The organism is Vibrio stylophorae, from assembly GCF_921293875.1.
Lineage (GTDB): Bacteria > Pseudomonadota > Gammaproteobacteria > Enterobacterales > Vibrionaceae > Vibrio_A > Vibrio_A stylophorae.
Genome location: NZ_CAKLDI010000001.1, coordinates 1,683,101 through 1,708,860 on the forward strand (window position 1 = coordinate 1,683,101; position 25,760 = coordinate 1,708,860).

Here is a 25,760-nt window from a genome sequence, read left to right on the forward strand (position 1 = left end):
AGCATCAAATCAGGCATAATCGCCCCGTCTCCTTAATTTTGACTGCTCTGGACTCAAATCAGTGAATATTGACGTCGTCACCCTGCTTCATCAGCACGACATCCTTCTGTTGTTCGTTGTACTTGCTCTTGGCCTTTCCATTTCAAAAATTCGCCTGGGCAACCTCAAACTTGGTAATGCCATCGGCGTCTTATTAGCGTCTCTGGTGCTTGGCCATGCCGGATTTACCTTTACCGACGATGCTTTGACCATCGGCTTTATGCTGTTTATTTACTGTGTCGGCATTGAGGCCGGACCAAACTTTTTCGCAGTCTTTTTTAGGGATGGTAAGCACTACCTGTTGCTCGCCCTCATCGTGCTCGTCACCGCGATTGCCCTCACCTTAGTCCTTGAAAAAGTACTGGGCCTTGAATATGGCTTAGCCACTGGCATGATGGCCGGCTCATTGACCGCAACGCCAGCGCTGGTCGGTGCTAAAGACGCGGTAAACTCAGGCCTTGGCGCCATTCCTGATGGTTTAGATATTCCTTCAGTCATTAACAATATGAGTGTGGGCTACGCACTGGCTTATTTAGTGGGTTTACTCAGCCTTATTTTTTTGGCGCAGCTGCTACCCCGCTTTCAAAAAGAAAAACTCTGCGATAGCGCTCAGCGCATTGCCATTGAGCGCGGCTTAGATGGCTCTAGCCAACGCAAAGTCTATCTACCTATTGTGCGTGCATATCGTGTCGGGCCTGAGCTTGTGAGCTGGGCTGAGGATAAAAGCTTGCGTGAGCTTGGTATTCACCGCCAGACCGGTTGTTATATTGAGCGCATTCGTCGAAATGGCATCTTGGCAAAACCTGATGGTGACTACATTTTGCAAGAGGGCGATGAAATTGCCTTAGCAGGCTATCCGGACAGTCATGCGCGTCTTAACCCAAGTTTTCGTGAAGGCAAAGAGGTCTTTGATCGCGACCTGCTAGATCTACGCGTGGTTGAAGAGCAAATCGTGGTGAAAAATGATGGCATCGCAGGCAAACGCCTGAGCGATCTCAATCTGTCTGAGTTTGGCTGCTTTTTGAGTCGCGTGATCCGCGCGCAAATCGAGATGCCGATTGACCACAATATCGTCTTACAAAAAGGTGATATTTTAGAGGTCAGTGGTGAGCGAAGCCGTGTACTAGATTTAGCTGATCGCATCGGCTTTATCTCCATTCACAGCCAAATTGCTGACCTTTTAGCATTCTGCAGCTTCTTTATTTTGGGATTGCTACTTGGCCTTGTCACCATGAACTTTGGCCAAGTGAAATTTGGACTGGGTAACTCTGCAGGCCTGCTGGTTGCAGGGATCACCCTGGGCTTCTTGCGAGCCAATCACCCAACCTTTGGCTATGTGCCACAAGGGGCACTCACCATGGCCAAAGATTTAGGATTAATGGTCTTTATGGTGGGCATTGGCTTAAGTGCGGGCGGCAATATCATTGAGCATCTCAATGAAAATGGTAGCAAAATCATGCTCGCCAGCTTTCTAGTCAGCGTCGTGCCTGTGCTGGTCGCCTTTTTGTTTGGTGCCTATGTGCTAAAAATGAACCGCGCCCTACTCTTTGGCGCAATCATTGGCGCTCGAACCTGCGCACCGGCGATGGACATGATTAACGAGCAAGCGCGCAGTTCAATCCCTGCGCTGGGTTATGCCGGCACCTATGCTATCGCCAACGTGCTGCTGACCTTAGCCGGTACCTTAATGATTATCATGACTTAATCGCGTTCATCGTCTCGACCAAGCACGCATTTCGCGCTGATTTAGCTGACCCAAGGCTGAATCAGCGCCCCTCCCCAACTACCCTTCAATCTAATAAAATGCTATGTTGTGAGCAACTTATATCGATATGACTGGAGCTCAACAATGCGCATTTTAGTGGTAGAAGACGACCCAATCCTAAGTCATCACATCAAATCTCAACTTTCAGAGCTCGGCCATCAAGTGCTGTGCGCTGGCACCGCCAAAGAGGGGCTCTTTTTTGCCAAAGATTACCCCAATGATGTGGCCATTGTTGATTTAGGTTTGCCAGACAAAGATGGCATTAGCCTGATTAAAGAGATGCGCGCTGCTGATTTACGCTTTCCTATTTTGGTGCTGACTGCTCGCTCCAACTGGCAAGACAAAGTGGCAGGTCTCGATGCTGGCGCCGATGACTACATCGTGAAGCCGTTCCAAAAAGAAGAGATTGTCGCACGCCTCAATGCGCTGGTTCGCCGTAGCTCAGGCTTTGTTAAACCTGAAATGACCGCAGATAGCATTCATGTCGATCTGCTGGCGAAATCAGTACGTGTCAACGATAACCTACTTGAGCTCACCGCCTTTGAATATGACTTACTTGAGTATTTAATGCGCCATTCACGCCAAGTGGTCTCTAAACAGCGCTTGCTTGATGTACTTTATGAGGACCAAGAAGGCGATCCAAATACCATTGAAGTAATGATTAGCCGTATTCGTAAAAAAATTGCGAATGCCGGCCAAGAAAACCCAATTTCGACCATTCGTGGCCAAGGCTATATCTTTGAGATCCAAGCACAATGATCGCCTTCAAACCAAGAATACGTCGCCGTATTCTTTGGGCATCATTTAGCATCATTTTGGTCATCACCCTTGCTTTGGCATTTGTGATCAATCGTGCTTACCAGCAGCAGCTCAAAACCAGCTATACCGGCGAGCTATTTAACCAAATGCCCTTGGTGGTTGCAGAGCTCAGCCAACAAGGAGTGATGCCCAATGTGGAAGTCTGGCTTGCAGAACTCGATACCTCACGCACCGAGTACTATTGGGTGATTTGCGAGCTTCGCAGCAAGAAAACCCTCTGGGCATCGGAGCGCGCGCAGCAAGCTCATTTCGGTAATTTGTGTAATGAGCTACCACCGCCAAGCCCAGCCCCAGCGCTGTTAACGCGCGCCAATGGCGATAGCTACATCATTTACCAGCCGATTAACAAAGATGAATATGACCCGCAGCATCAGCTGGTCCTGCTTCGCGATGGCAGTGCCTTTGTCGCCAGTATGGCGCGGCTCAATAGCAACCTTATTTTATATATCGGTATTTTTCTCATCACCGCAGCCTTGCTCATTGCCATCGTCTTTCATTGGAGTTTTCAACCGATACGCCGATTAGCCGTTGAGCTAAAAGAGATCTCCAAGGGACAACGCAATCGCTTAGGGCCAGCCTATCCAAGCGAGCTTGAAGAGGTCACCGGAGCCTTAAATAACCTGCTCTATCTCATCGAAAAACATCACTATCGCTACCGTAATGCCATGGATGATTTGGCGCACAGTCTGAAAACACGCCTTGCGGCCACATCTGCTATCTTGGATGACCAAAGCCTGAATCGTGATGAGATGAAACGCCATATTCTTGAGCAAATTGGCCAAATGGATAATTTGGTTCAATACCAACTCAAGCGTGCAATGATGGGTAAACGTGGCTTACAAAAAGATCGCAGCCTCCTATTACCTGTGATTGAGCCACTCACCATGATGATGGGTAAGGTCTATGCCGATAAGCACATTGTGCCAATTTTAGATTTTGACCCAGAGCAAACGTTGCCGATCAATAAAGATGACTTGATGGAGCTGCTTGGTAATCTGCTTGAAAATGCCTATCGATTTGCCATTAGCCATGTGCGCATCTCTGTTCGGCAAAATGGCAACCATTTCCGTCTGGTGGTGGAAGATGATGGCCCGGGTGTTTTACCAGAACATCGCGAAAAGATTTTCCAACGCGGCGTTCGCGCTGATCAGCGCAATCCAGGCACGGGGATTGGTCTTGCGGTCTGCCACGAACTGGTCGATAGCTACCATGGTACTATCACAGTAACGGACTCAAGCCTACAAGGCGCGGCCTTTGAAATTAATTTCACCATCGAGTCTTAAATCAAGAATCCCTGAGTGAATATGCTCAATGGATAGTCAAACAAAACGCCACATCATGTGGCGTTTTTTATATTGGACACAAATGCCGTGCTGCAAACTCAGTTAAGAGGTTTTTCTCAGTGGCATATTGGGCGTTCTTGCTGAGTCTGCACCAAAGCCATCGACAAAGTGATCCACTTGAATGGCACGCATGCGAAGCTGATAAGCTTGGTGCAATTGCTGCGCTTCTCGCTCATTGATTACCCCTTTCTCCTGCGCCTGCTCTAATTGCGCAAATGCATCATTCAACCGTGTGAGCTGGCCTGATTTCACGGCTAAGCGTATTTTCCGCTCAATTGGTGCTGCGTCGTAAAGCGCGATAAAGCAGGTATCAATCAAGCCTACAGCATCGAGCTTCTCCATATTGTGATAGCACAAATGAGTCAAGCGATCGCGCTGCTCACCCGGTTTCATCAATAACTGACTGATCTCCAGCAACAGCTCATCTTTCGGCGGCGCATAATGAAATCCCACTGGGAAAAGCAGTACGCGTAACATCAAAGCAGTGCCCTTGGCTGGGAAATTTCGCAGCATTTCATGCATCGCCTCAGCACATTGGTGCAAACAATACTGCATGGCGTAATGCACCAAGGGTAAGTCCTCTTTACGGCTGCCTTGGTCTTCATAGTGTTTTAACACCGCCGAGCCCAAATAGAGATGACTAAGCACATCACCCAAACGTGCCGAGATCAGCTCTTTTCGTTTCAGTGCGCCACCTAAAGCCAGCATCACCCAATCACTAGTGACCGCGAGCGCACGGCTAAAACGACTGAGCTGCCTATAGTAATCAGCAGTGGGTCCGGTGACTGGTGCATGATTAAAGCGACTTCGCGTCAGGCCATTAACCAATCCCATCAGCAAATTTTTGCTACTAAATTGAATGTGCTTTACAAAAATCTTATCAAAGTGCTTAAGCCCTTTTTTCTCACCCAAGGCCGCCGCTTTAATTTCAGGCAGCACATGTGGATGACAGCGTGTGGCACCTTGACCAAAGATCATCAAGTTTCGCGTGAGAATATTGGCCCCTTCCACAGTGATCGCCACTGGCATCCCAAAATAGGCCTGACCAATATAATTCAATGGTCCCAGCTGAATGGCGCGACCCGCGTGCACATCCATGGAATCATTGAGCACCTTACGCGCCAGTTCGGTCATATGATATTTAGCAATCGCCGTCACCACAGCGGGCTTTTCACCTAAATCAATGGCTGTGGTAGTCAATGTGCGTGCCGCTTCTAGCAAATAACAGGTGCCACCAATATGACCTATTTTCTCAGCCACCCCTTCAAAGACACCAATAGAGTGACCAAACTGTTGGCGAATATAACTATAGGCACCCGTGGTTCGTGCGCACAGATGACCCAACGCAGCACCCAAAGCAGGCAAAGAGATACCGCGGCCAGCGGATAAGCACTCCACCAGCATGCGCCAGCCTTTGCCAGCATATTCTTGGCCGCCAATCAGCCAATCCATGGGAATAAACACATCTTCACCACGAGTTGGACCATTCATAAAGGCCATCCCCAATGGGTTGTGGCGATCGCCCATTTCAACGCCGGGATGACTTCGCGGAATCAGCGCGCAGGTGATCCCTAGATGCGTCTCTTCGCCAATTAATTGGTCTGGGTCTTCCATCTTAAAGGCCAGTCCTAGCACAGTCGCTACAGGCGCTAAGGTGATATATCGCTTATTCCATGTCAGGCGCACACCCAGTACTTGCTCACCTTGATATTCGCCATAACACACCACACCGCGATCTGGAATGCTGCCAGCATCAGAGCCTGCTGTTGGCCCTGTGAGCGCAAAGCATGGAATATCTTCCCCTTTTGCAAGACGCGGTAACCAATATTCACGTTGCTGCTGAGTCCCATAATGAGAGAGCAGCTCGCCCGGCCCCAATGAGTTTGGTACCATCACGGTCACAGCAACACTTAAACTCTTGGTGGCGATACGACTGACAATGGTGGAATTGGCGAGCGCAGAAAATCCCTTACCGCCAAAATCAGGGTCAATAATCAGTGCAAAGAAACCATGGGTTTTCAGAAAGTCCCAAATTTCTGGCGGCAAATCTCTATCTTGCGTGATTTGATAGTCATCGACCATCGACAGTAAAGTTTCTACTTCATGATCAAGAAAATGCTGCTCGGCAGCACTTAATACTGGCGCAGGATAATGATGCAGTTGATGCCAGTCCGGCTGGCCAGCAAAAAGCTCACCTTCCCACCAAACACTGCCCGCTTCCATCGCTTCAGTTTCCGTGGCCGATAATGGCGGAAGATTTTTTTCGAAAAATCGAAACACAGGTTGCGTTAACCATCGCTGGCGATATTGGCTGATACGGCTCATCTATACTTCCTCCATTTAAAACGACCCTATGGGTACGTCACGAAAGATGGTTGGCTAGGTGCCATCATTCCCTGACTCAAAAAAGGGATCAGGGCATATAGCAACTGACGAATGGTCAGTTGCTGCTGAAATTGGTTTTCACTAATCGCTTGAAGGGCAGGACTGGATAACAACGTAAAGGCCGCGGCGCCGAGAGTAAAATGCAGACGAAGAAACAAAGTATTCGCACTCACGGTGGGACACGCATTGGCAACAAGCGCGTGGAATTGGTGAAGCACAGCGCCAAATTGCAAAGTAAAGTAACGACGAAGATGGCCCTGACTCTCGGCGTAACCTCGGCCAATTAACTGAATGAAATGCGCCAGTGCTTGCGGTCTTTGCGCCGCAACCGCCTCAAATGCTGGAATAAAACAGCCAAATATCGCGTCCAATGACGCGCTTTGTTGCTGCTCCAAGCGCGCAAGCTGCGATTGAAGCTCGGGAATAAAAATCACAAAATGGCGATTCAGCACGGCCTGAATTAAACCTTTTTTACCGCCGAAATGATAATTCACAGCCGCTAAATTGGTTTGTGCTTGAGCCGTTAATTGTCGCAAAGAGGTTGCGCTATACCCTTGAGATGCAAACAATTGTTCAGCCACTTGCAGCAGATGTATTTTGGTTTGTTGGGTCATGCCCGCTCCAAATTCAAACACCTGTTTAAAACTTAGGATGCAATCACAGATTTCGCAATTGATCAGAATAAAAAATGCGCTGGTGCAAAATTCCGCATTATTCAATTTTGGTTTCAACAGCAAATCCCGTAAAAAAGAGGTCGCGAAGGCTTCGGCCAACGCACCACTGCTTTTTTATTTCGAAGAATCTCTTCTAGACTCATCGGGTTACGAACCCGATGAGTTTTTTTTTTGAAGTTTTTCCCATGCCTGCTGAACTTTCTGAAATCGCACCAGTCTTACTCTGTGAAAGCGCCGTAAGGAAAGTTTTTCCCCCTTTCCTTATCGCGCTACCACTGCTTTAAACGTAACTCCTAAATTGTGTAATGGATTCTCATGTTGCCCACGCTTGCGTGGGCTTTTTTTTGACTGAATTACCAACGTGATGTAACCCAAATTCATTCATTTGTAATTTTTTGACAGCGCGCCGTACAAAAAAAGCGCAACACAGTGCAAAACGTAGCGAAAACGGGTAAATTAGCGGAAATAATTATTAGACATCCGTCAAAAACTAAACAATTTTGAAAGATATTGTCAGGGTTTCGCTGGAGCAAGGCGAAGCTTGGATAGTATATTGGCTGGTACAAGTCCCCATGTGGGTTAACAGCATTGTGGAAGCTTCATGAATACCCTAGAGAAAATTCAAAAACATTTGGATCATTTCAGCAAGTCTGAGCGCAAAGTTGCTGAGGTGATTCTAGCCTCTCCGCAAACTGCTATTCATTCCAGTATCGCAACACTCGCTAAGATGGCGGATGTCAGTGAGCCAACGGTGAACCGTTTTTGTCGCCGCCTTGATACCAAAGGCTTTCCAGATTTTAAACTTCATCTTGCGCAGAGCCTTGCCAATGGCACCCCTTACGTCAACCGCAACGTTGAAGAGAGTGATGGGCCGGATGCTTATACTGCGAAAATTTTCGAATCCACCATGGCGTGTTTGGATGTAGCCAAAAACAGCCTAGACACCAGCCAAATCAACCGCGCCGTTGACCTGCTGACACAAGCCAAGAAAATCTCATTTTTTGGTCTCGGTGCTTCAGCATCTGTTGCCCATGATGCGCAAAACAAGTTCTTCCGTTTTAATATTCCCATCGTCTTTTTTGATGATGTGGTGATGCAACGCATGAGTTGTATCAATGGCGGCGATGGCGATGTCATCGTGGTGATTTCCCATACAGGGCGCACCAAAAGCTTGGTTGAAGTCGCGCGTCTAGCTCGTGAAAACGGCGCCACTGTTATTGGTATCACGGCGAAAAACTCACCGCTTGATCACGAGTGCTCCTTGACTATCACCCTTGATGTACCGGAAGACACTGATGTCTATATGCCTATGGCCAGCCGCGTGGTGCAAATGACGGTCATCGATGTGTTAGCCACTGGCTTTACACTGCGCCGTGGTCCAGGATTTCGTGAAAACCTTAAGCGTGTGAAAGATGCGCTCAAAGACTCTCGCTTTCACAAAGTGGAAAACTAATTCTGATGTGTCTCTAAGTCGCGTGCATCTGAGATAACAGCCATAGCAGACGCCATGACACGTTCCATGAAGCAAAAAGCCTGCGCAATGCAGGCTTTTTATGATTGATACAGAGGGTTTATCGCATCGATTCCTGATTAGCTTTCGCCCAAAAACTCCCAAGCATCATTGAGCACCACCTCTTGCCATTTTCCCTTTTCTTCATCAGTCATCATGCTGGCGGCAATCGCATTGCAAGCTAACTGCTTAATTTGGTAAGCCGACAAACGGTACTTCTCTGTCGCATCACGCAATTGCTGCGTCACACTGCCTTGCTTATCGGGTGAGCGACTATATAGGTAAGCTTGCCCTCGGCCCATGAATAAGAAGTCATCAAAGCTATCCGCCTGCACAATTTGCGCACTCGACATACCTACCCACTGACTTTCAATTTGTAGCGGTGCCAAAGCATCACTCAAACCCTGATCACTACGAATCAATTGCCAGCAGCGATCGCGCTCATTCACCTGCCAAATACTCGGCTGGCTATCAATCGCACAACGCAATGGAATAGGCGCGGCGCTCAATGCCGTGATCACTTTGCAAAAATCTGAATACTGCGTGTGCTCAGTCAAGGCAAGGGTAATTGAGCCAAGCCAGGGGTGCATTTGAGCCATCGCCATAGCAGCGCGAATTTGTGTGTCAGTGACTTGTTCTGGATGCATGGCAACACTTAAGCGCCAAGTCATTCCCCAATTGGCTTCTGCAGATTCAAAAGCATCCGTTAGCGCTTCCATAATCGCGGCAAAAGAGAGTGTTGAATGGGCAAAGGGCATAATGCTCGGCTCGACATGAACCACCCCTTCAGCATGGCAGCGCAGCAACCAGTTATGCGCCAACTGATAATAATCCGCATCGCGCATCAATTGGCGATTCAATACCTGCGGATCGCTCATGCTCTCGATGCCATCTAACAGCACATCTCGACCACCAAGCCGCGTATCCTCAAGCTTCACGTCCAACTCTAACTTTGGCAGTGCTGCAAGCCAATTTTCCATTTGAACCCTCTCCTACTCACATCCCGTAGCGCAACCATAGCTGACACACGCCTCCGAGGACATGCTCAGCGACTCATTAATATGATACTGGTCGCAAAGCAAAAGAACTAAGGCAGTGCCCGCAATTTGTTCTCAACACCCGCCTCATGGCGCAATTCAAGAACAAAACGTGATGGCGTTGCGCCAGATAACAACCAAACATGGCGACGAGCTCGTGTTAAAGCCACATAAAACAAGCGCCGCTCTTCACTATCCATAAAGTCATCTTCAATGGGCATCAGGCACTGTTGAAGCTGAACCGACCAATCGGTACGCAATTCGACAGGGAAAAGGCCTTGGTCCATGCCAAGTACAATCACAAAGTCTGCTTCTTGTCCTTTGCTTGCATGAACCGTCATGGTGCTCAGCTGCACACCTGGCAACGCCTTAGGTTCAAAATTTAATCCCGCCAATTGATGATGTTGCCGAGCCAAAATGAGCACAGAAACTGGCGCTTGATGATGCGTCTGGCTGAGTTTCATCAATAGCGGGCCAAGCTGCGCCTGCGGTGCTAGGGTCACGGCCGCCCCATCACCCTGCGTGAGGCTATTCAGTGGCTTGTATTGCTGATATGGATTTTGCAAAACAAAGTCATTGGCCACTTGCCCTAAATTTTGTGAAAAGCGATAAGTCGTATCGAGATAGCGTAACACCGCACCAGCATGCAGGGATTTAAACTCAGTAGTCAGTTTAATTTGCGCACCCGTAAATCCATAAATTGCCTGCCAATCATCCCCCACCGCGATCAAGGCCGTAGCCATTTTTTGTGGGCATGCTTGGCGTAAGTGCTGCAAAAATTGCTGGCGCAGCGCTGAAATATCTTGGTATTCATCAACCAGCAAATAATGCCAAGGGCACTGAATTTTGCCTTTATCCATCAGCTCACTTGCCACGCGAATCAGCTGCGCATAATCCAAGCTATTGGTTTCAGTTAAGGCTTGTAAATAGCGGCTATAAAGCGGCCAAATCAGCGCCAAAATCTCCGCAGCAGCAAGACCTGTGCTTGGCTGTTGCGCTTGCAGCTGCATAGTCAGCGATTTTTTGTTGAGTCCCATTTGACTCAGCAAATCGATCTGTTGCCAGCACCACTGCTGCAATTTTTTTTGATTAACCTGCTCTGCCAGTGGCTTATCACCTTTTAAGCCTGGCACTTCTTGCACCAGCTTTTGCCAGCGGCGCAAGTGCGCGCTTTGCTGCCACAAATCAGCCAACTGCGTTGCCAGCCATGCTTTTCGAGCGCTAGCTTTATCGGCCAACGGTGAAATGGTGATCGTCTGATTTTGACTGACCAACTCAAAGGCCAAACTATGAAAAGTTTTCACCTTAATCGCGCCGAGCCCCATGCTTGATAATTTATCAGCCATCTGCGTTTTCGCATCGCGACCAAAGGCCAGCAAACAGATTTGCTCAGCTTTTGCTAATTTAGCCGCCACCAGCCAAGCCGCTTTTAACGTTAAGACATGGGTTTTCCCTGAGCCAGCACCTGCCAAAATCAGGGTTGCATCATTGTGCTCAAGGATCGCGCGTTGCTGACTGTCATTCAGCGGATGCGCACTACTTTGCGCAAACCAAGGCTGCCAGCGCGCTATTAATTGTGGTTGCAATGCATCATTGAGTTTGCGCTGTGTCGCTTTACCTTGCTCAAGCCAAGGCAATAGATGTGACACTTGGGTTGCGTATTGCGCATGTAAAAGCGGCAAAGTGAGCTGATGTTCAGCCATTAATTGCTCGAGACGCTGTTGCAACTGATGCAGTTCACTATCACGCATTAAAGATTGGCGCTGCGCCACGCTTTGTGACAGCGCTTCATTGGCTTGAAAGATAAAGGCCTTCAGCTGCACATCCATATGTTGCCGCCAAGACTCAAACTGCTGCGCTAAACGCTGAACAAATTGCTGCGCTTCAAGCCAAGGCAACCCAAATAGCGCCACAGGCGCGACCGCTTCCCCCTGCGCATTGACCACGCCATCGAGTGTTAAACGCGACCAACACAGCTCGCGCTTTAGACGAAATGCACCCGACCACTGGCGAAATGGCAATGGAATTTGATTTTGATCGCGCCCAGTAAGCACTAACCCATCTTGGCTTAGCGCGACTTGATGAAAATCCCAGCGATTTAAAAATGCGGCAAATGCGCTCGCTTGCAGCTGCATAAACTCTCTCATTGATGAAAAAGTGGTCGTCCGTGACCCCAATTGGGGAAATGAGCCAAGGTTACGAAAAAAAAGCCGGAAGATCATTAAGAAAAATGCGCCCTTTTGCTAAAGTAGCGTCATTCTTTTCTGACTCAAATCCTCTTATGATGCCTTGGTCTGTACCTACCTCAATTCGCCGCTGGATGGCGCAAGAAACCACTGCGGTCAGCTTACGTGTGATGCTCGCACTTCTCTCGGTCGCAATCCCAGCTTGGTACTTACAAACCACCCATCATATTATCCCTTTCGTCTTAGGGATCATTGCGGCTGCTTTGGCAGAAACTGATGATAGTTTGCGCGGTAAGAGTAAGTCTTTATTGATGACTTTGCTCTGTTTTGCCATCGCCTCTTTTTCTGTAGAACTTCTCTTTCCCTACCCTTGGCTATTTTGCTTAGGCCTGTTTAGCTCCTGTTTTGGCTTTATTATGCTGGGTGCCATTGGTCCTCGCTACGCCAGCATCGCCTTTGCTTCAATCTTACTTGCCATTTACACCATGATTGGAGCCCACGTTGATGGCGCAATTTGGGAACAACCCGCAGCCCTTTTGATGGGCGCGGCAAGTTATGGTGCGCTCTCATTGTTTTGGCAGTGGCGCTGGCCGCTACAATCCTCACAGCGCAAAGTCGCTGATGTATTTGAAGTGCTCGCGAATACCTTTGCCATTAAAGCAGAGCTCATTGCGCCAGTGCGCGATCTCAATCCTCAGCCCTATCGCCTGCGCGCCGCACAAAACAACGCCACCGTGGTACAGCACTTAGATTTAGCCAAAAACGCACTGCTTCAACGCGCCCGTCGCAAACGCTTTGCCGCGCCCAATGAGCGGTTATTATCACTCTATTTCCTCGCGCAAGATATTCACGAGCGAATCAACTCAACCCACTATCGCTATCAAGAATTATCGCAAGATTTTCATCACAGCGATGTGCTCTTTCGTTGTCAGCGCTTACTGCAACTACAACAGCAAGCATGCCTCGATTTGGCGCACAGTCTGCGCACAGGCCAGCGCTATGAGCACGCAGCGCTCAATCAACAGGCGCTCTATGAATTGCATCACTCAGTGTCTTATTTAAAAGGCCATCGCAAACTGCAATGGCAAGCGTCGCTACGCCAATTGGATTATCTCAGCCAAAATCTCAGTGCCGTTGAGCAACAACTGCAAAGTCTGACCCAATCTGATGGCGCATCCTTGGTGATTGAGAGCAACACCGATGAGCGCACGCTCGCAGACAACAACCCGCATACCTTGGTCACCATGTGGCAACAGGTGCGCAGCCAACTGAGCTTACAAAGCCCCCTGTGCCGCCATGCCATTCGCCTTTCAAGCATGCTGACCTTGGGATATATCCTGATTCAAGCCTTTAACATATCCATGGGCTACTGGATCATGCTGACCACCTTGTTTGTCTGCCAACCCACCTATAGTGAAACCAAGAAAAAATTGGGCCAGCGTGTTGCCGGGACATTGGTTGGCTTAATGGTCGGGATCCCCCTACTTTATTTGGTTCCCTCTGCCGAAGGGCAACTGGCGATCATGGTATTTACCGGCGTGCTCTTTTTTATCTATCGCACCAAGCAATATGCCTTTGCGACCTGCTTTATCACCCTATTGGTTCTTTCTTGTTTCAATCAATTTGGTGAAGGTTATGCCGTCATGCTACCGCGGCTTGGCGATACCCTGCTGGGCTGTATTTTAGCGGTACTCGCGGTGATCTATGTTTTACCCGACTGGCAAGCCAAGCGACTACCCAAGGCGATGGCAGAAACTTTAGCAGCCAACAGTGACTATCTTGACCAAGTCTTGATTCAATATCGTACCGGTAAACGAGACGATTTAGCCTATCGCGTGGCACGTCGCCAAGCGCATAACGCGGATGCCAGACTGACCAATATTGTCACCGCCATGCTTGGCGAGCCTGAACGCCGCCGCTACGCCACCGATGCCAGCTTTCGCTTTTTGTGCCTCAGTCACGCACTGCTTAATTATATTTCGGCGCTCGGTGCCCATCGCGCACGAATTGAAGACAGTGAAGTCCACCTTTTCGTCAATCAAGCCCATGGTTCAATTCACCAAGCGCTTGATACTTTAGTAAAAAAAGTAGAAAAAAATGATCAAACCCTGTGCAGCCACTGCCTTCTTGATGCGAAACCTGATAATCTAGGGCACTTGAGTGAACAAGGTCAGCTGATCACCCAACAGCTTGAATTAATTCATCGTTTGCTACCTGAATTTGATCAATTAGTGAATCGTCTGATTCAAGTGACGCAAGGGCAATCACTCAACCAAACAACAGAGCAGAATCAAAAATAACTGCTCGATATTGATATACGCTATTTCAGTCGCGTGTTTGCTTTTGCCAGTCCAACAGCGACATATTGATCCATCAAAGAGGATGTTATGACCACCCATATAGGTATTTTGGACGCCGATCCCGTTCGCCTAATCACCCCAATTTTAGATAATGGGATCCCAGCGTCACGGTTGATCCTGATTGGTGAGTCAAAGCAACTGGCTGACTTTGAACGCATGCAAGCCATCTTGGTACAGCGCCAAGTTGAGTGCGAATTTTTTGAAATCAGTGACACCATTCGAACCTCAGAGTTGCAAGCGCAAATCAGCGTACTGGCGCAGCGTCTAATGCAAAGCCAAGATCCCGTATGGTTTAACGCCAGCTGTGGTTTACGTCACCGCTTGCTATCCGCCTACGAAGTATTTCGTAGCATTCAATGCCCAATTTATGTGGTTGAGCCTTTTACCGATGCCATCTGCTGGCTGTACCCACAAGAGATGCAGCAAAAGCAGGTTCAAGATCATATTCAGCTTGCTGATTACCTTTCTATTTTTGGCGCGCGCTGTGAAATTGAAGAGCCAAACATCTCTGCGCATGATGCCCAGCAACTGATGCTGCTTTGCCATGCATGGGCCAACAACGCACTTGAACTTGGCCCTGGCCTTGCCACTCTCAACTACTTGGCGACCACCTGTCGTAAAGAGCAGGTTTTAAGCGTTGAGCTAAGCGAAAAGCAGCAAGGCTATCGCGAGCTTGCGATGCTGATTAATGATTTGATGGCCGCTAAATTAGCCACCTACAAGCAAGGCATGCTAACTTTTCGCGATGAATTTGCGCGCCGTTTTGCCAACGGTGAATGGCTTGAAACCTTTGTGCATGGCACCGTGAAAAAAATTCAGCAAGTCCTACCGACAATCCAAGATAACTCCATCGGGGTGCAGGTCTATCGCCAAATTGGCGAAAAAGAGGTACGTAACGAGCTGGATGTGGCAGCAATCGTCAATAACAAGCTGCACATCATTGAGTGTAAGACCAAGGGCATGAACCAAGATGGCGATGATACGCTGTACAAGCTTGAATCTATTCGTGATTTGCTCGGCGGCTTACAAGCACGCGCCATGCTGGTGAGCTTCCGCCCACTACGTGGCCACGATATGATTCGCGCCGAGGATTTGGGACTCGAGATCATTGGCCCAGAGCAGCTCGGTGATTTAGAACATCTGCTGCATCGCTGGTTTGTCGACGCTCGCGGACAAGATTTCCTATAGCGACGATCTGCAAAAACATCTTTGATACGCACGTGCTAATAGCACACCAATCAATGCGCGAAAATCACGATAGAAAAGAGGCCTGATGGCCTCTTTTTTATTCCATGCATTCTCATTGAATGCATGCTCTCGCAATCGAATGTATCGCAATTTTTCAGCGTCATACCTTACGAAAATCAACGGTCAGGATCTCCTGCGCATCATCCGCGTAATCCAGCGCCGCAATCTGACTTCGCTTTAACTCAAACAACTCATGCGCATCCAGCGGGTATGGCATGCGAATCAACATATGGGTGATCCCCTCTTGCTGCGCAAGCTGTAAAAGACGCTGTAAATTCTCGCCATCACTAAAGCGACTAGACAGCTGACGTTTGGCACGCATATAAAGGCGTTGGCGAGCAGGCAGATGCGCATCATCCGCTTGGGCACTTTGATCCCCCTGCAGAACTTCAATAAAACTCTGTTGGCTCATCAAAGGCGCGACTAAAAAATCGCTGTAATTACAGACCACTGAGTTTTCAATTAGATCCATCACGCCTCCCTATGATTGCAACCGCCATTTACAGATCAAGTGAATACGTTAATCAATGCCAGTGACAGAAAAAAGACGCCGACGCCAATTAATTGGCAAAGCATTCAGTGAAAGAGAGAAAGGTCACAACTTGGATTGAAATCACAAATCATCGATTCGAAATTTACATTATTGATATCAAATAAAACGCCGCATTAAAGCGGCGTTTATCACAGCTAAGATATAGCGATGTCTGAAAAAGCACCGACTAGCGATGACCTTGCAAAAATTCAGTGCGCGTTGCCAAGTTGCTCTTGAAAATACCACCAAGCGCTGTGGTTTTAGTTTGGCTGGTTGCATCCATCACCCCGCGTGATTTCACGCAGTAATGCACCGCATCAATACTCACAGCCACATCATCGGTTTCAAGCAGGGTTTGTAGCGCCACGAGAATTTGCTGCGTCAAACGCTCTTGCACCTGAGGACGCTGCGCAAAGAAGCGCACAATACGATTGATTTTAGATAAGCCAATGATTTTTTTTCGCGGTAAATAGGCCACGCAAGCTTTGCCATCAATGGTCACAAGGTGATGCTCACAGGTACTGGTCATGGTGATATCGCTCACCCGTACCATCTCATCAACCCCCATTTTATTATCAATCACAGTGATTTTTGGGAAGTTGTGATAATCAAGACCAGAGAAAATCTCATCGACGTACATCTTGGCAACACGCTTTGGCGTATCCATCAAACTGTCATCGGTCAAATCGAGAGACATCAATTGCAAAATCTCTCGCATATGCACTTCAATTTTCTCTTTTCGCTCTTCCCTAGCGAGAGGATTTGGCTGCATGGGTGTTTCTAGCCCTTTGGCTAGCAGTGCTTGTTGAACTTTCTGCGCGGCTTCACTCAATGCCATTGACAACTCTCCTTTGCAATCCCCGAATCGATCTTGATCACAGATAAAGGCCGAAGCATACTCTTATACAATGACAAATCAACCTCCAAGTACCTTGGATGCTCGCTTCAGCTCGCTGAAACTTTGAGCACAATGGGTGTTTTACGGTCTCCCACGAACAAAAATGATAGGAATAAACAATGGGATGTTGTGATCAACCTGGCTTGCTGCCGATTGAACAAGCGATTACACAGATGTTGGCATCTGTTTCTTCAGTCACTGAAATCGAAACCATTGCCCTAGACAAAGCGCTAGGACGAATCACCGCAAAAGCGATCTACTCGCCGATGCAGGTGCCACCTTTTGCTAACTCAGCAATGGATGGCTACGCTTTTCGCCTTCAAGATATTGATGCAATGTCAGCTCAACCGATGCCAGTGGCAGGGAAATCTTTTGCTGGCCAACCTTTCGTCGGTGAGTGGCCTGCGCAAAGTGCCATTCGCATTATGACCGGCGCGCCAATTCCAGCAGGTTGCGACTGCGTTATCATGCAGGAAGACTGCCAAGTCGATGACAGCGGCATGGTTCGCATCACCCTCGCGGCCGAAAAAATAAAAGCAGGTATGAACATTCGCCCTGCTGGCGATGATATCGACCAAGGTGATTTGGTGATCGAGGCTGGCGTTCAGCTCTCTGCACGCGAGCTCCCTATGTTGGCCTCTTTAGGCATTGCGCAGATTGATGTTTACCGCCAACCTGTGATCGCCTTTTTCTCCACAGGGGATGAGCTGAAAAGCGTCGGTAGCCCACTAGGCGCCGGTGAAATTTATGATAGCAACCGCTTTGGCATTGCCGCGCTGCTCACTCGCATGGGACTACAAGGCTTAGATTTGGGTATGATCCCAGATGATATCGATGCCCTTCGCCAAACCTTTATGGAGGCGATGCAAAAAGCCGATGCGATTATTACCTCAGGTGGTGTCAGTGTCGGTGAAGCTGATTATACCAAGGATATTTTACAAGAACTTGGTGAGGTCGGTTTTTGGAAAATTGCGATTAAACCAGGTAAGCCTTTTGCCTTTGGCAAGCTTCATGGCGAAACAAAGAGCACCCTCTTTTTTGGTCTACCGGGTAACCCTGTCTCGGCGATGGTCACCTTGCATCAAATCGCCCAGCCAGCACTGGCAAAATTGGCCGGTCACGACCATTGGCGTGCACCACTCACGCTCAAAGCCACCACCCGCAGCAACTTTAAAAAACGTCCGGGCCGTACCGATTATCAGCGTGCGATCCTGAGTCAAAACAGTGCTGGTGAATTGGAAGTTGAAAGCACAGGGAATCAAAGCTCTGGTGCGTTTCGCTCCATGCACCTTGCCAATGCTTTTGTGATTTTAGAGCAAGAGCGCGGCTTCGTAGCCCAAGGTGAAACTGTCACCGTAATGCCATTTGATAGCACGCTGCAAGCCTAAGCATGCACAAATAAAAAACGCCTCAGATGAGGCGTTTTTTATCACTTGTTTCAAACCGCTTTAGAATGATCAAGTCTTACCAAGTTCGAGCTTGATAGTCATGCCAACTGATAGCGCCATCTCCATCAACGTCACCATGGGTGCCATCGAGCCCAGCCAAATAATCCAACATATAGCGCGGCGCTTTTAGTGCAACCAGCGCATCACGCTGAACGGCAATCGCCGCCACTTCCGCTTGTGTGCCGCCCCAAGCGCTATAGGGTACGGATGCACCATATTGGCTTTGCGCCTGCTTATATAAGTAAGCGTGGTAAGCATCATGCACAATGGTGCCAGCGCACCAATACAGAGAGTGAAACGCTGTCACATCGCTCATATAAAAAGTCATTGGACGATGCATCACATCCATCCCACTTTTGTCATGCTCAACAATGGCGCCGATATTTTGCGTAATATAGCGATAGTGCTGTGGGCTTTGCTGCGCGATCATAAAGAGTGCATGTCGCACTTGCGCCACAAATTCAGGACTTCCCGTGACCACAGGGCTTTGCTTGAGCATGCGCTGCTCAATATTTTCCAGATCGCGACTCACCGGCTTCTGTCTGACTTGATTCGCCGTCAACAAATTCACAGCCCTAGTATCCGTGTCCTGTGCATGCCAAAAAGTAGATTGCACAGAATGTTGTAACACAGCGTCGGCGCTCTCCTGAGCATCCACAGACCGCGTAAAAAGCAAGGTCATTAACACCAACAATATAAACATGACCCACCAGCGCCCATAAAAAAACGACGCATTCTAATGCGTCGTTTTAAGCGGCGGTAGTTACAAATAAGCAACCACTGATTAACTGTTTTTTAAATAAGCAAATCGTTCAAAATGCAACCTATTGCGCGGAATTTATTCACTTGGAATCGGTTGGTCTTCGATAGGTACTTTTGACCAATTGATCCAATAACACTTCTGAATGCGCTAACTGCCAAGGAATTTGTGAGCCTTGATTAGAAAAAAGTGAAATACCTTGGCCTAGTAATACAGGCACCGTGGTGATCACCATTTCATCGAGCTGAGATTCTGCGAGCGCGCTTTGAATCAGTTGCCCACCATCAATGTAGATGCGTTGATGACCTTGACCTAACAAGGTTTCTAGCATCTCAGTAACACTGTTGCCTGAAATCAAAAATGCTTTGTCCTCAAAGCCTTCAGGCAGTGCATGCAAACTTTGACTGGCGACATAAACAGGTTTGTTATAGGGCCAAAAACCAAATGAAGCGACGGTTTCAAAGGTATGACGCCCCATCAAAAGTGCATCCACAGAGGCCATAAATTGAGCAAAACCAAAATCATCTTGCGTGGGATTATCAATTTGCTCAAGCCAACTTAAATCGTTATCGACACCAGCGATAAAACCATCAAGGCTTTGCGCCATATAGGCAATTGTGTAGATAGCTTGCGGCTGAGTTGGACGCATCATTGACTCTCTTGTTTGATTGGCTGAGCCCCATGATGCCCGCTTGAAGATGATGATTCAATGCGCGCTCACCGCTTTTCTTCTTTTGCCCTTGCCTGCACTTTACCGCTGATGAAGTGCGCTGACTCGCCGTTTTTTTGCCCTTCCATCATCTCTGATATGTCATATATCACATCATTTTGCGCCCTCACACCACAATGTCGCGCCAGAGTTTAATTAAAATTAATTAAAAAAATCATATAGATAAACAAAACCCCTTGGCCGTCATAGAGGTTTCAAGATAGTGCAACATAAGCGTCACATTTCTCTCCTAATCTGTCCCTCGTCCGATAGCAAAGCAGGAACGACCTGCCAAATAAGGAATATTGTGATGAAAAAAACAGTTATTGGTGCGCTGACTTTAGCAAGCGCGATGTTCACTCCAGCAGTTCTTGCGGAGGAAACGGTATCAATCTCTGGCTCAACCTCGGTCACCGAGATCATGGAAGTTCTCGCTGAAAATTATCAAACCATGCACAAGGGCGTCTTTATTGAGGTTCAAGGCACGGGCTCATCTGCCGGTGTAAAAGCAGCAAAAAACGGCACCAGTGAGTTTGGCATGGCCTCTCGCGACCTCAAGAATTCTGAAAAAGAGGATACCCTCAAAGCAGTGGCGATTGCCCGAGACGGCATCGCCGTCGTAGTCAACAACGGCAACCCTATTCAAGATTTGACCATTGAACAAATCGCCGCAATTTACAAAGGTGATATCAACAACTGGTCACAAGTCGGCGGTGAAGACAAGCCCATCGTGGTCGTCACCCGTGATACCGCATCAGGTACGCGCGGCGCTTTTGAAGACATCATGGGTCTGAAAAAGAAAGTGAAAGGCGTAAAAGTCTCAGCCATTACCCAGCGCGCGCAAGTGGGCAATGGTAACGGCGTGGTGAAAACCATTGTCGCCAATAACCCATTCGCCATTGGCTATATCTCTCTTGGTTCAATCGACAAGTCGCTCAAAGCACTGTCTGTAGATGGTCACATGCCATCAAGCCAAGCGGTTCAAGCTGGCGACTATCAAATTGCACGTCCATTCCTCGTGCTGTATCGCGATGGCAAACCAAGCGAGCAAGCACAGCAATTCCTAGCTTGGGTACTGTCAAAAGAAGGCCAAGCGATTATCTCGCAAAAAGGCTATATCGCCGTGCAATAAGTTTTACCCCACCACAGGCCTTGCCTGTGGTGGGTTTTCTTTAAACAACGGGGATTTCCTGTTGGAGTTTTTTATGACCATCGCATCAAAACAGATTTCAGCCGCTACATCCATGCATGTAACGGGTCTACGTCAACGCCGAGGCCGCGATTGGAAAGAGCTTATTTTTAAAACGCTCTTTTTAACCAGCGCCATTATTGGCGTTTTATCCTTAGCCACCATTGGCTACTTTATTTTCCGTGAAGGCTTGCCAGCCATTCAAGAAGCGGGAGCTGTCAATATCGTCACTGGTGTTGATTGGCTACCGCCCGCACTGTACGGCATTGCGCCGATGATTGTGGCCTCCATTGCCTCGACCGCTGGCGCGGTGATCATTGGTGTGCCAGTGGCTGTTCTCACCGCTATTTTCATCTCAGAGATCGCCCCCAAATGGCTAGCAAATTTAATTCGCCCTGCCGTTGAGCTGCTAGCTGGGATCCCCTCTGTCGTCTATGGCTTTTTTGGCCTCGTGATTATCGTACCGCTGATTCAAAATATCTTTAATGTGCCAGCAGGTAACACCATTTTGGCAGGGGTCATTGTGCTTGCGGTGATGATTTTACCGACGGTTATCACAGTCTCTGAAACCTCGCTGCGCGCCGTCCCGCGGACCTATAAAGAAGGCTCTTTTGCGCTGGGCGCATCGCATATCTACACCATTTTCAAACTGCTCGTGCCCGCAGCGCGCTCAGGCATTATGACTGGCGTGATCCTAGGGATTGCTCGCGCACTGGGTGAAACCATGGCGATCATCATGGTGATGGGTAACGCCCCAGCCATGCCGGGAAGCTTTCTTGATTCAGCGCGAACGCTCACAGCCAATATTGCACTTGAGATGTCCTATGCCAGCGGCATTCATGCATCGGCGCTTTACGCAACAGGGATCGTCCTGCTGATTTTTATCATGATGCTCAACGGCATTTTGCTTTATCTAAACCGTGAACGCGCGAGGTAATCCCTGATGTCACGTAAAATGACAGACGCCATTGCATTGGCATTGATTTGGCTTGCCGCCAGCCTCACCGTCGGCTTTCTTTTGTGGATCATTTGGTACATTTTGAGTAATGGCCTCAACCATGTGAGCTGGGCATTTATTAGCGAAAACTACTCGCGCATCGGTGAGGCTTCCGGTATTTGGCCGATGATTGTCTCCACCATCTATATGGTGATTTTGTCCATCGCCATTGCTGCGCCCATCGGCATTATGACGGCTATCTACCTCACGGAATACGCCAAGCTCGGCAGTAAGCTGGTCAAGGTGATTCGCTTTTGTACCGAGTCGCTGGCAGGCATCCCATCGATTATCTTTGGTCTCTTTGGTTTAACCTTCTTTGTCACGGTGCTGGGGCTTGGCTTCTCTATTCTATCCGGCACCCTGACCTTAAGTATTTTGATACTACCAGTGATCATTCGAACCACAGAAGAAGCACTAATGGCAGTACCACAAACCTTTCGCGAAGGCTCCTATGGCTTAGGCGCATCTAAAATCTACACCATTTGGCGTTTGATTTTACCCAGCGCCATTCCAGGCATTTTAACCTCAATTATTTTGAGTATCGGCCGCGTGATTGGCGAGTCCGCACCTGTATTTCTCACCGCTGGTATGGTAGCGCGCATTCCAGAAAGCCTGACGGACTCAGGCCGCACCTTAACCGTGCATCTTTATAAGCTGACTCAAGAGCTTTATACCCAGCATGAATGGGATCAGGCCTACGCCACCGCCACCGTACTTATCGTCGTGGTCCTTGGCTTAAACCTATGTACCAAGCTGATTGGTAAGCAATTTAGTAAAGCCACCTATTAATCGACCTTGCCCAGAGGCACTCAGGTGCTGGCAAGCTCAACGCATTCGAGACGAAAACATGAACAAGTTTAATATTGAAAATCTCAACCTCTACTACGGTGACAACCGCGCATTGAAATCCATTAACTTGCCGATTCCATCACAGCAAGTCACAGCGCTCATCGGCCCTTCAGGCTGTGGTAAATCCACCCTATTGCGCTGCTTAAATCGCATGAACGATCTCATTGAAGGGGTCAAAATCGATGGCAAAGTCACCATGGATGAGCAAGATATCTATGGTCAAATTGATGTGGCAGATTTGCGCATTAAAGTGGGCATGGTTTTTCAAAAAGCCAACCCGTTTCCCATGAGCATCTATGAAAACGTGGCCTATGGTCTTCGCGCGCAAGGCGTTAAAGATAAAAAGACCTTGGATCGTATTGTGGAAAAATCACTGCGCGGCGCAGCGCTTTGGGACGAAGTCAAAGATCGCCTGAAATCCCACGCCTTTGGCCTCTCTGGCGGTCAGCAGCAGCGCCTTTGTATCGCGCGCACCATTGCCATGAAACCCGATGTAATTTTGATGGATGAACCGACCTCGGCGCTCGATCCCATCGCCACCAGCAAAATTGAAGATCTCATGGAAAGCTTGAAAAAAGAGTTCACCATCGTGATTGTCACCCACTCTATGCAACAGGCGCGACGCATCTCTGATCGCACCGCATTTTTTCTGATGGGAGAGCTGGTTGAGCACGACGACACCCAAATCCTATTTTCAAATCCACAAGATGATCGCACCCGCGGTTATGTGAATGGTGATTTTGGATAAATGATAATAATGAAATAGTACTGCGATGGAACTTGCCCCGACATTGTCGGGGCTTTTTTATGCGGCTTTTGGCGCGATTACCGGATTCGGCAATAAGATAGGGATGTTGCGTGCGTCAATTATTCGACTGCGAGAGATTTTGAGCCACTGCGCTTATTATGACGAAATAGCGCCACCTGGTTTTTCTCAAAATACTCAGAGCAGCGGCGCGATGCAGCTTCCTTCTTCTCGCGGCGCAGGGCTTGATGTTGCTTCATAAAGCTGTTGAGGCTCATACTATGCTCCTTGTTTTATATCCTAACGTTATTGCCATAGCATAAAGAGGACAACTAGATAATTCTGCTAGTAATTAGCTATGTGATTTATCAATTTACGCGGATTTGCCTAATTGTCTAGCCTCTAGCACAAAAATCGCACAGCCGATCGTCAAAAATGTGACGCCCTGAGTAGACTCCATGTCGAATGAAGCGTAGTTGTTGCATTTCTCTTTCAAAATGCCCAGAGCAACGTCTCAAAAAATGTAATAGCCTTATCAATAAAAGTTGAGCAGTGATTATATTTTGACAGCCTATTTCAAATTTGCTGCTAAATCAGGCCATTGCACCTGAATCCAATCCTGTCCTTGCTCATCATGCGTGATCGCCACTGACATAAGTGCCGCATAGGGCAGATAAATCCGCTGCCAAAATGCGCCCTCTTTTGGAATTTGCAGCAGTAAGCTCATCAGTTGCTTCATCACCCCGGCATGCGTCACGACCATCACCGACTGCCCACGATATTGTGCAAGAAGTCTTTGCCACGCCCCCTCAATACGCTGATCAAAGGTTGCCATACTTTCTGCGCCTTTTGGCGTCACCTGCCAAGGGTTGCTGAAAAATGCTCGCAGTGTCTCACCATCTTGCTGCTCAATAGTTTGCCAAGATAAGCCATCCCACTCACCGAAATCATACTCTTGCCAACTGGCATCTTGCAGACAATCAACTTGCCACTCAGCCGCTTTGGCTTTGGCAAATCGCGCGCAGCGAACCAAGGGGGAGGTAATGATTTGCTGAGCGACTGGTGCATGTGTCGCGGCTTGCAGCATCTGCTCAAATCCCTTTTCGGTGAGCGCAAAATCAGTTTTACCACGCGCGCATCCTTCCCCTTCTGGCTGCCCATGGCGCAAAAATGTAATTCGGGTTTGTTCGATTGCCATCTTGACTCCCTAGGTTGTCGTCATCACTAAATCGAATGACTGAAAAGCGAATGACTGAAGAACGAATCACTCACAGACGAAATGCATCACTTAATAAATAGCGTCAAACGAGGTGGTCAACCAACATCGCTAAGCACATCACCATGGCGCATTTTACTAAGCGCCGCAAGATCAAGGCATTATCTAAAAAGAACATCCATATAAAAGAGCAACAAAAAAGCCACTAAACAGTGGCTTTTGGCGCTTTCGCGTAGCATCAGGCATCAAAACGAAGTTAGTCGTGATCATCCAATTTAATATGATGATGACCCACAGTCGCTTTGGCTTTGAGATAGGCTTCATTGCCCGCTTTTAGGTGCACATGGGTACCGATCACTTCTTGAATCTCAATACCGTGCTCACCAAGCTCGCGCACTTTTTTCGGGTTATTGGTAATCAAACGTACCGCTGGAATATTCAGCGCTTTGAGCATTTGCGCTGCTTCTTTAAAGTCGCGCAAATCATCAGGGAAACCGAGGTGCTGGTTAGCTTCGTAGGTATTCATGCCTTCGCTTTGCAAGCGATAAGCATCAATTTTGTTATATAAGCCAATACCGCGACCTTCTTGGCGAAGATATAAAAGAACCCCACCTTCAATAGCCATTTTTTCAATGGTCTCATCCAATTGCTCACCACAATCACAGCGTGATGAATGGAATACATCGCCCGTTAAACATTCAGAGTGCATGCGAACCAAAGGTAAGGTTTGCTCATCGGCCTTGTTAAAAATTAAGGCAACATGTTCTTTTTCAGTCGCTAAACCGTGAAAAGAAACAAGTTCTGCATCAATATGACTTTGTTTTCCCACACGAAGCGAGACGCGGGCACGTACACTGGCCATCAATAATCCTACAGCTGTGAATAAGGCTAAAAGCGATAGCTTACGCCAATCGCGAGCGAGTGCAACCCTTGTTGCAACAGGGTTTTGTTCGACATTACTGTGATGCCATCGGCATTTTTTTACTAATGCCATAAATTGATAACACTTTTGACAATCAACTTGGCATAATCCACGGTGCGATACTGTGTC

At 48.1% G+C, this 25,760-nt stretch carries 22 protein-coding genes; 12 read left to right on the forward strand and 10 right to left on the reverse strand.

The features are described from left to right. The first annotated feature begins 61 nt into the window (after nt 1–61). From L9P36_RS07770 to L9P36_RS07780, 3 genes are all read left to right on the forward strand, one after another. A complete protein-coding gene (locus L9P36_RS07770; protein ID WP_237466134.1) occupies nt 62–1,744 on the forward strand; it encodes an aspartate:alanine antiporter in 1,683 nt (560 codons plus the stop codon). Nucleotides 1,745–1,888: 144 nt separating this feature from the next. Next, nucleotides 1,889–2,563 carry a response regulator gene (locus tag L9P36_RS07775; protein WP_237466135.1) on the forward strand — a complete coding sequence of 225 codons (675 nt, stop codon included), beginning with the start codon at nt 1,889–1,891 and terminating at the stop codon, nt 2,561–2,563. Beyond that, nucleotides 2,560–3,906, forward strand: a complete 1,347-nt coding sequence (locus tag L9P36_RS07780; RefSeq protein ID WP_237466136.1) for an ATP-binding protein — start codon at nt 2,560–2,562, stop codon at nt 3,904–3,906. The genes L9P36_RS07775 and L9P36_RS07780 overlap by 4 nt, the downstream gene beginning before the upstream one ends. A 102-nt stretch (nt 3,907–4,008) precedes the next feature. Here L9P36_RS07780 and L9P36_RS07785 read toward each other — a convergent pair whose 3' ends face one another. Both L9P36_RS07785 and L9P36_RS07790 read right to left on the reverse strand, forming a co-directional pair. Then, nucleotides 4,009–6,282 (reverse strand): acyl-CoA dehydrogenase, encoded by a 2,274-nt coding sequence (locus L9P36_RS07785; protein ID WP_237467891.1) that lies wholly within the window; start codon nt 6,280–6,282, stop codon nt 4,009–4,011. Between the two features lie 35 nt (nt 6,283–6,317). Next, nucleotides 6,318–6,965 (reverse strand): TetR/AcrR family transcriptional regulator, encoded by a 648-nt coding sequence (locus L9P36_RS07790; protein WP_237466137.1) that lies wholly within the window; start codon nt 6,963–6,965, stop codon nt 6,318–6,320. A 661-nt stretch (nt 6,966–7,626) separates the two neighbouring features. On the opposite strand from L9P36_RS07790, the gene L9P36_RS07795 reads away from it, so the two are divergent. Then, nucleotides 7,627–8,478, forward strand: a complete 852-nt coding sequence (locus tag L9P36_RS07795) for a MurR/RpiR family transcriptional regulator (RefSeq protein ID WP_237466138.1) — start codon at nt 7,627–7,629, stop codon at nt 8,476–8,478. A 137-nt stretch (nt 8,479–8,615) separates the two neighbouring features. Here the strand turns inward: L9P36_RS07795 and L9P36_RS07800 are convergent, their stop codons facing one another. After that, nucleotides 8,616–9,515 (reverse strand): hypothetical protein, encoded by a 900-nt coding sequence (locus L9P36_RS07800; protein ID WP_237466139.1) that lies wholly within the window; start codon nt 9,513–9,515, stop codon nt 8,616–8,618. Between the two features lie 107 nt (nt 9,516–9,622). Continuing rightward, nucleotides 9,623–11,707, reverse strand: coding sequence for a DNA helicase IV (gene helD, locus L9P36_RS07805; protein ID WP_237466140.1), 2,085 nt, complete (start codon nt 11,705–11,707; stop codon nt 9,623–9,625). 146 nt (nt 11,708–11,853) lie between these two features. Here helD and yccS point away from each other — a divergent pair, with 146 nt between their 5' ends. After that, nucleotides 11,854–14,058: a YccS family putative transporter gene (gene yccS, locus L9P36_RS07810; RefSeq protein ID WP_435532773.1), complete on the forward strand. Its 2,205-nt coding sequence runs from the start codon at nt 11,854–11,856 to the stop codon at nt 14,056–14,058. Between the two features lie 87 nt (nt 14,059–14,145). Further along, nucleotides 14,146–15,306 (forward strand): Card1-like endonuclease domain-containing protein, encoded by a 1,161-nt coding sequence (locus L9P36_RS07815; RefSeq protein ID WP_237466141.1) that lies wholly within the window; start codon nt 14,146–14,148, stop codon nt 15,304–15,306. 160 nt (nt 15,307–15,466) lie between these two features. Here L9P36_RS07815 and L9P36_RS07820 read toward each other — a convergent pair whose 3' ends face one another. Continuing rightward, nucleotides 15,467–15,838 (reverse strand): hypothetical protein, encoded by a 372-nt coding sequence (locus L9P36_RS07820; protein ID WP_237466142.1) that lies wholly within the window; start codon nt 15,836–15,838, stop codon nt 15,467–15,469. 247 nt (nt 15,839–16,085) lie between these two features. Then, on the reverse strand, nt 16,086–16,736 hold the full coding sequence (folE, locus tag L9P36_RS07825; protein WP_237466143.1) for a GTP cyclohydrolase I FolE: 651 nt from the start codon (nt 16,734–16,736) through the stop codon (nt 16,086–16,088). Nucleotides 16,737–16,915: 179 nt separating this feature from the next. On the opposite strand from folE, the gene moeA reads away from it, so the two are divergent. After that, nucleotides 16,916–18,184, forward strand: coding sequence for a molybdopterin molybdotransferase MoeA (gene moeA, locus L9P36_RS07830; protein ID WP_237466144.1), 1,269 nt, complete (start codon nt 16,916–16,918; stop codon nt 18,182–18,184). 76 nt (nt 18,185–18,260) lie between these two features. Here the strand turns inward: moeA and L9P36_RS07835 are convergent, their stop codons facing one another. Beyond that, the gene (locus tag L9P36_RS07835; RefSeq protein ID WP_237466145.1) at nt 18,261–18,776 is read right to left on the reverse strand and encodes a hypothetical protein; all 516 of its coding nucleotides are present in this window, start codon (nt 18,774–18,776) and stop codon (nt 18,261–18,263) included. 310 nt (nt 18,777–19,086) lie between these two features. After that, nucleotides 19,087–19,656 (reverse strand): dihydrofolate reductase family protein, encoded by a 570-nt coding sequence (locus L9P36_RS07840; protein ID WP_237466146.1) that lies wholly within the window; start codon nt 19,654–19,656, stop codon nt 19,087–19,089. Between the two features lie 367 nt (nt 19,657–20,023). Between L9P36_RS07840 and L9P36_RS07845 the strand changes: the two genes are divergently transcribed. The 5 genes from L9P36_RS07845 to L9P36_RS07865 all read left to right on the forward strand — a co-directional run bounded on the left by L9P36_RS07845 (nt 20,024) and on the right by L9P36_RS07865 (nt 23,755). Then, entirely contained in the window at nt 20,024–20,845 is an 822-nt protein-coding gene (locus L9P36_RS07845; RefSeq protein ID WP_237466147.1) for a phosphate ABC transporter substrate-binding protein, read from the forward strand. 112 nt (nt 20,846–20,957) lie between these two features. Next, a complete protein-coding gene (gene pstC / locus L9P36_RS07850) occupies nt 20,958–21,839 on the forward strand; it encodes a phosphate ABC transporter permease subunit PstC (protein WP_435532774.1) in 882 nt (293 codons plus the stop codon). A gap of 6 nt (nt 21,840–21,845) precedes the next feature. Beyond that, nucleotides 21,846–22,688: a phosphate ABC transporter permease PstA gene (pstA, locus tag L9P36_RS07855; protein ID WP_237466149.1), complete on the forward strand. Its 843-nt coding sequence runs from the start codon at nt 21,846–21,848 to the stop codon at nt 22,686–22,688. A gap of 58 nt (nt 22,689–22,746) precedes the next feature. Then, entirely contained in the window at nt 22,747–23,496 is a 750-nt protein-coding gene (gene pstB / locus L9P36_RS07860) for a phosphate ABC transporter ATP-binding protein PstB (protein WP_237466150.1), read from the forward strand. Between the two features lie 25 nt (nt 23,497–23,521). After that, nucleotides 23,522–23,755: a hypothetical protein gene (locus tag L9P36_RS07865; RefSeq protein WP_237466151.1), complete on the forward strand. Its 234-nt coding sequence runs from the start codon at nt 23,522–23,524 to the stop codon at nt 23,753–23,755. Nucleotides 23,756–24,064: 309 nt separating this feature from the next. Here L9P36_RS07865 and L9P36_RS07870 read toward each other — a convergent pair whose 3' ends face one another. Next, the gene (locus L9P36_RS07870; protein ID WP_237466152.1) at nt 24,065–24,691 is read right to left on the reverse strand and encodes a histidine phosphatase family protein; all 627 of its coding nucleotides are present in this window, start codon (nt 24,689–24,691) and stop codon (nt 24,065–24,067) included. Nucleotides 24,692–24,965: 274 nt separating this feature from the next. Then, nucleotides 24,966–25,571 carry a GTP cyclohydrolase II gene (locus L9P36_RS07875; protein ID WP_237466153.1) on the reverse strand — a complete coding sequence of 202 codons (606 nt, stop codon included), beginning with the start codon at nt 25,569–25,571 and terminating at the stop codon, nt 24,966–24,968. Nucleotides 25,572–25,760 lie beyond the last annotated feature (189 nt).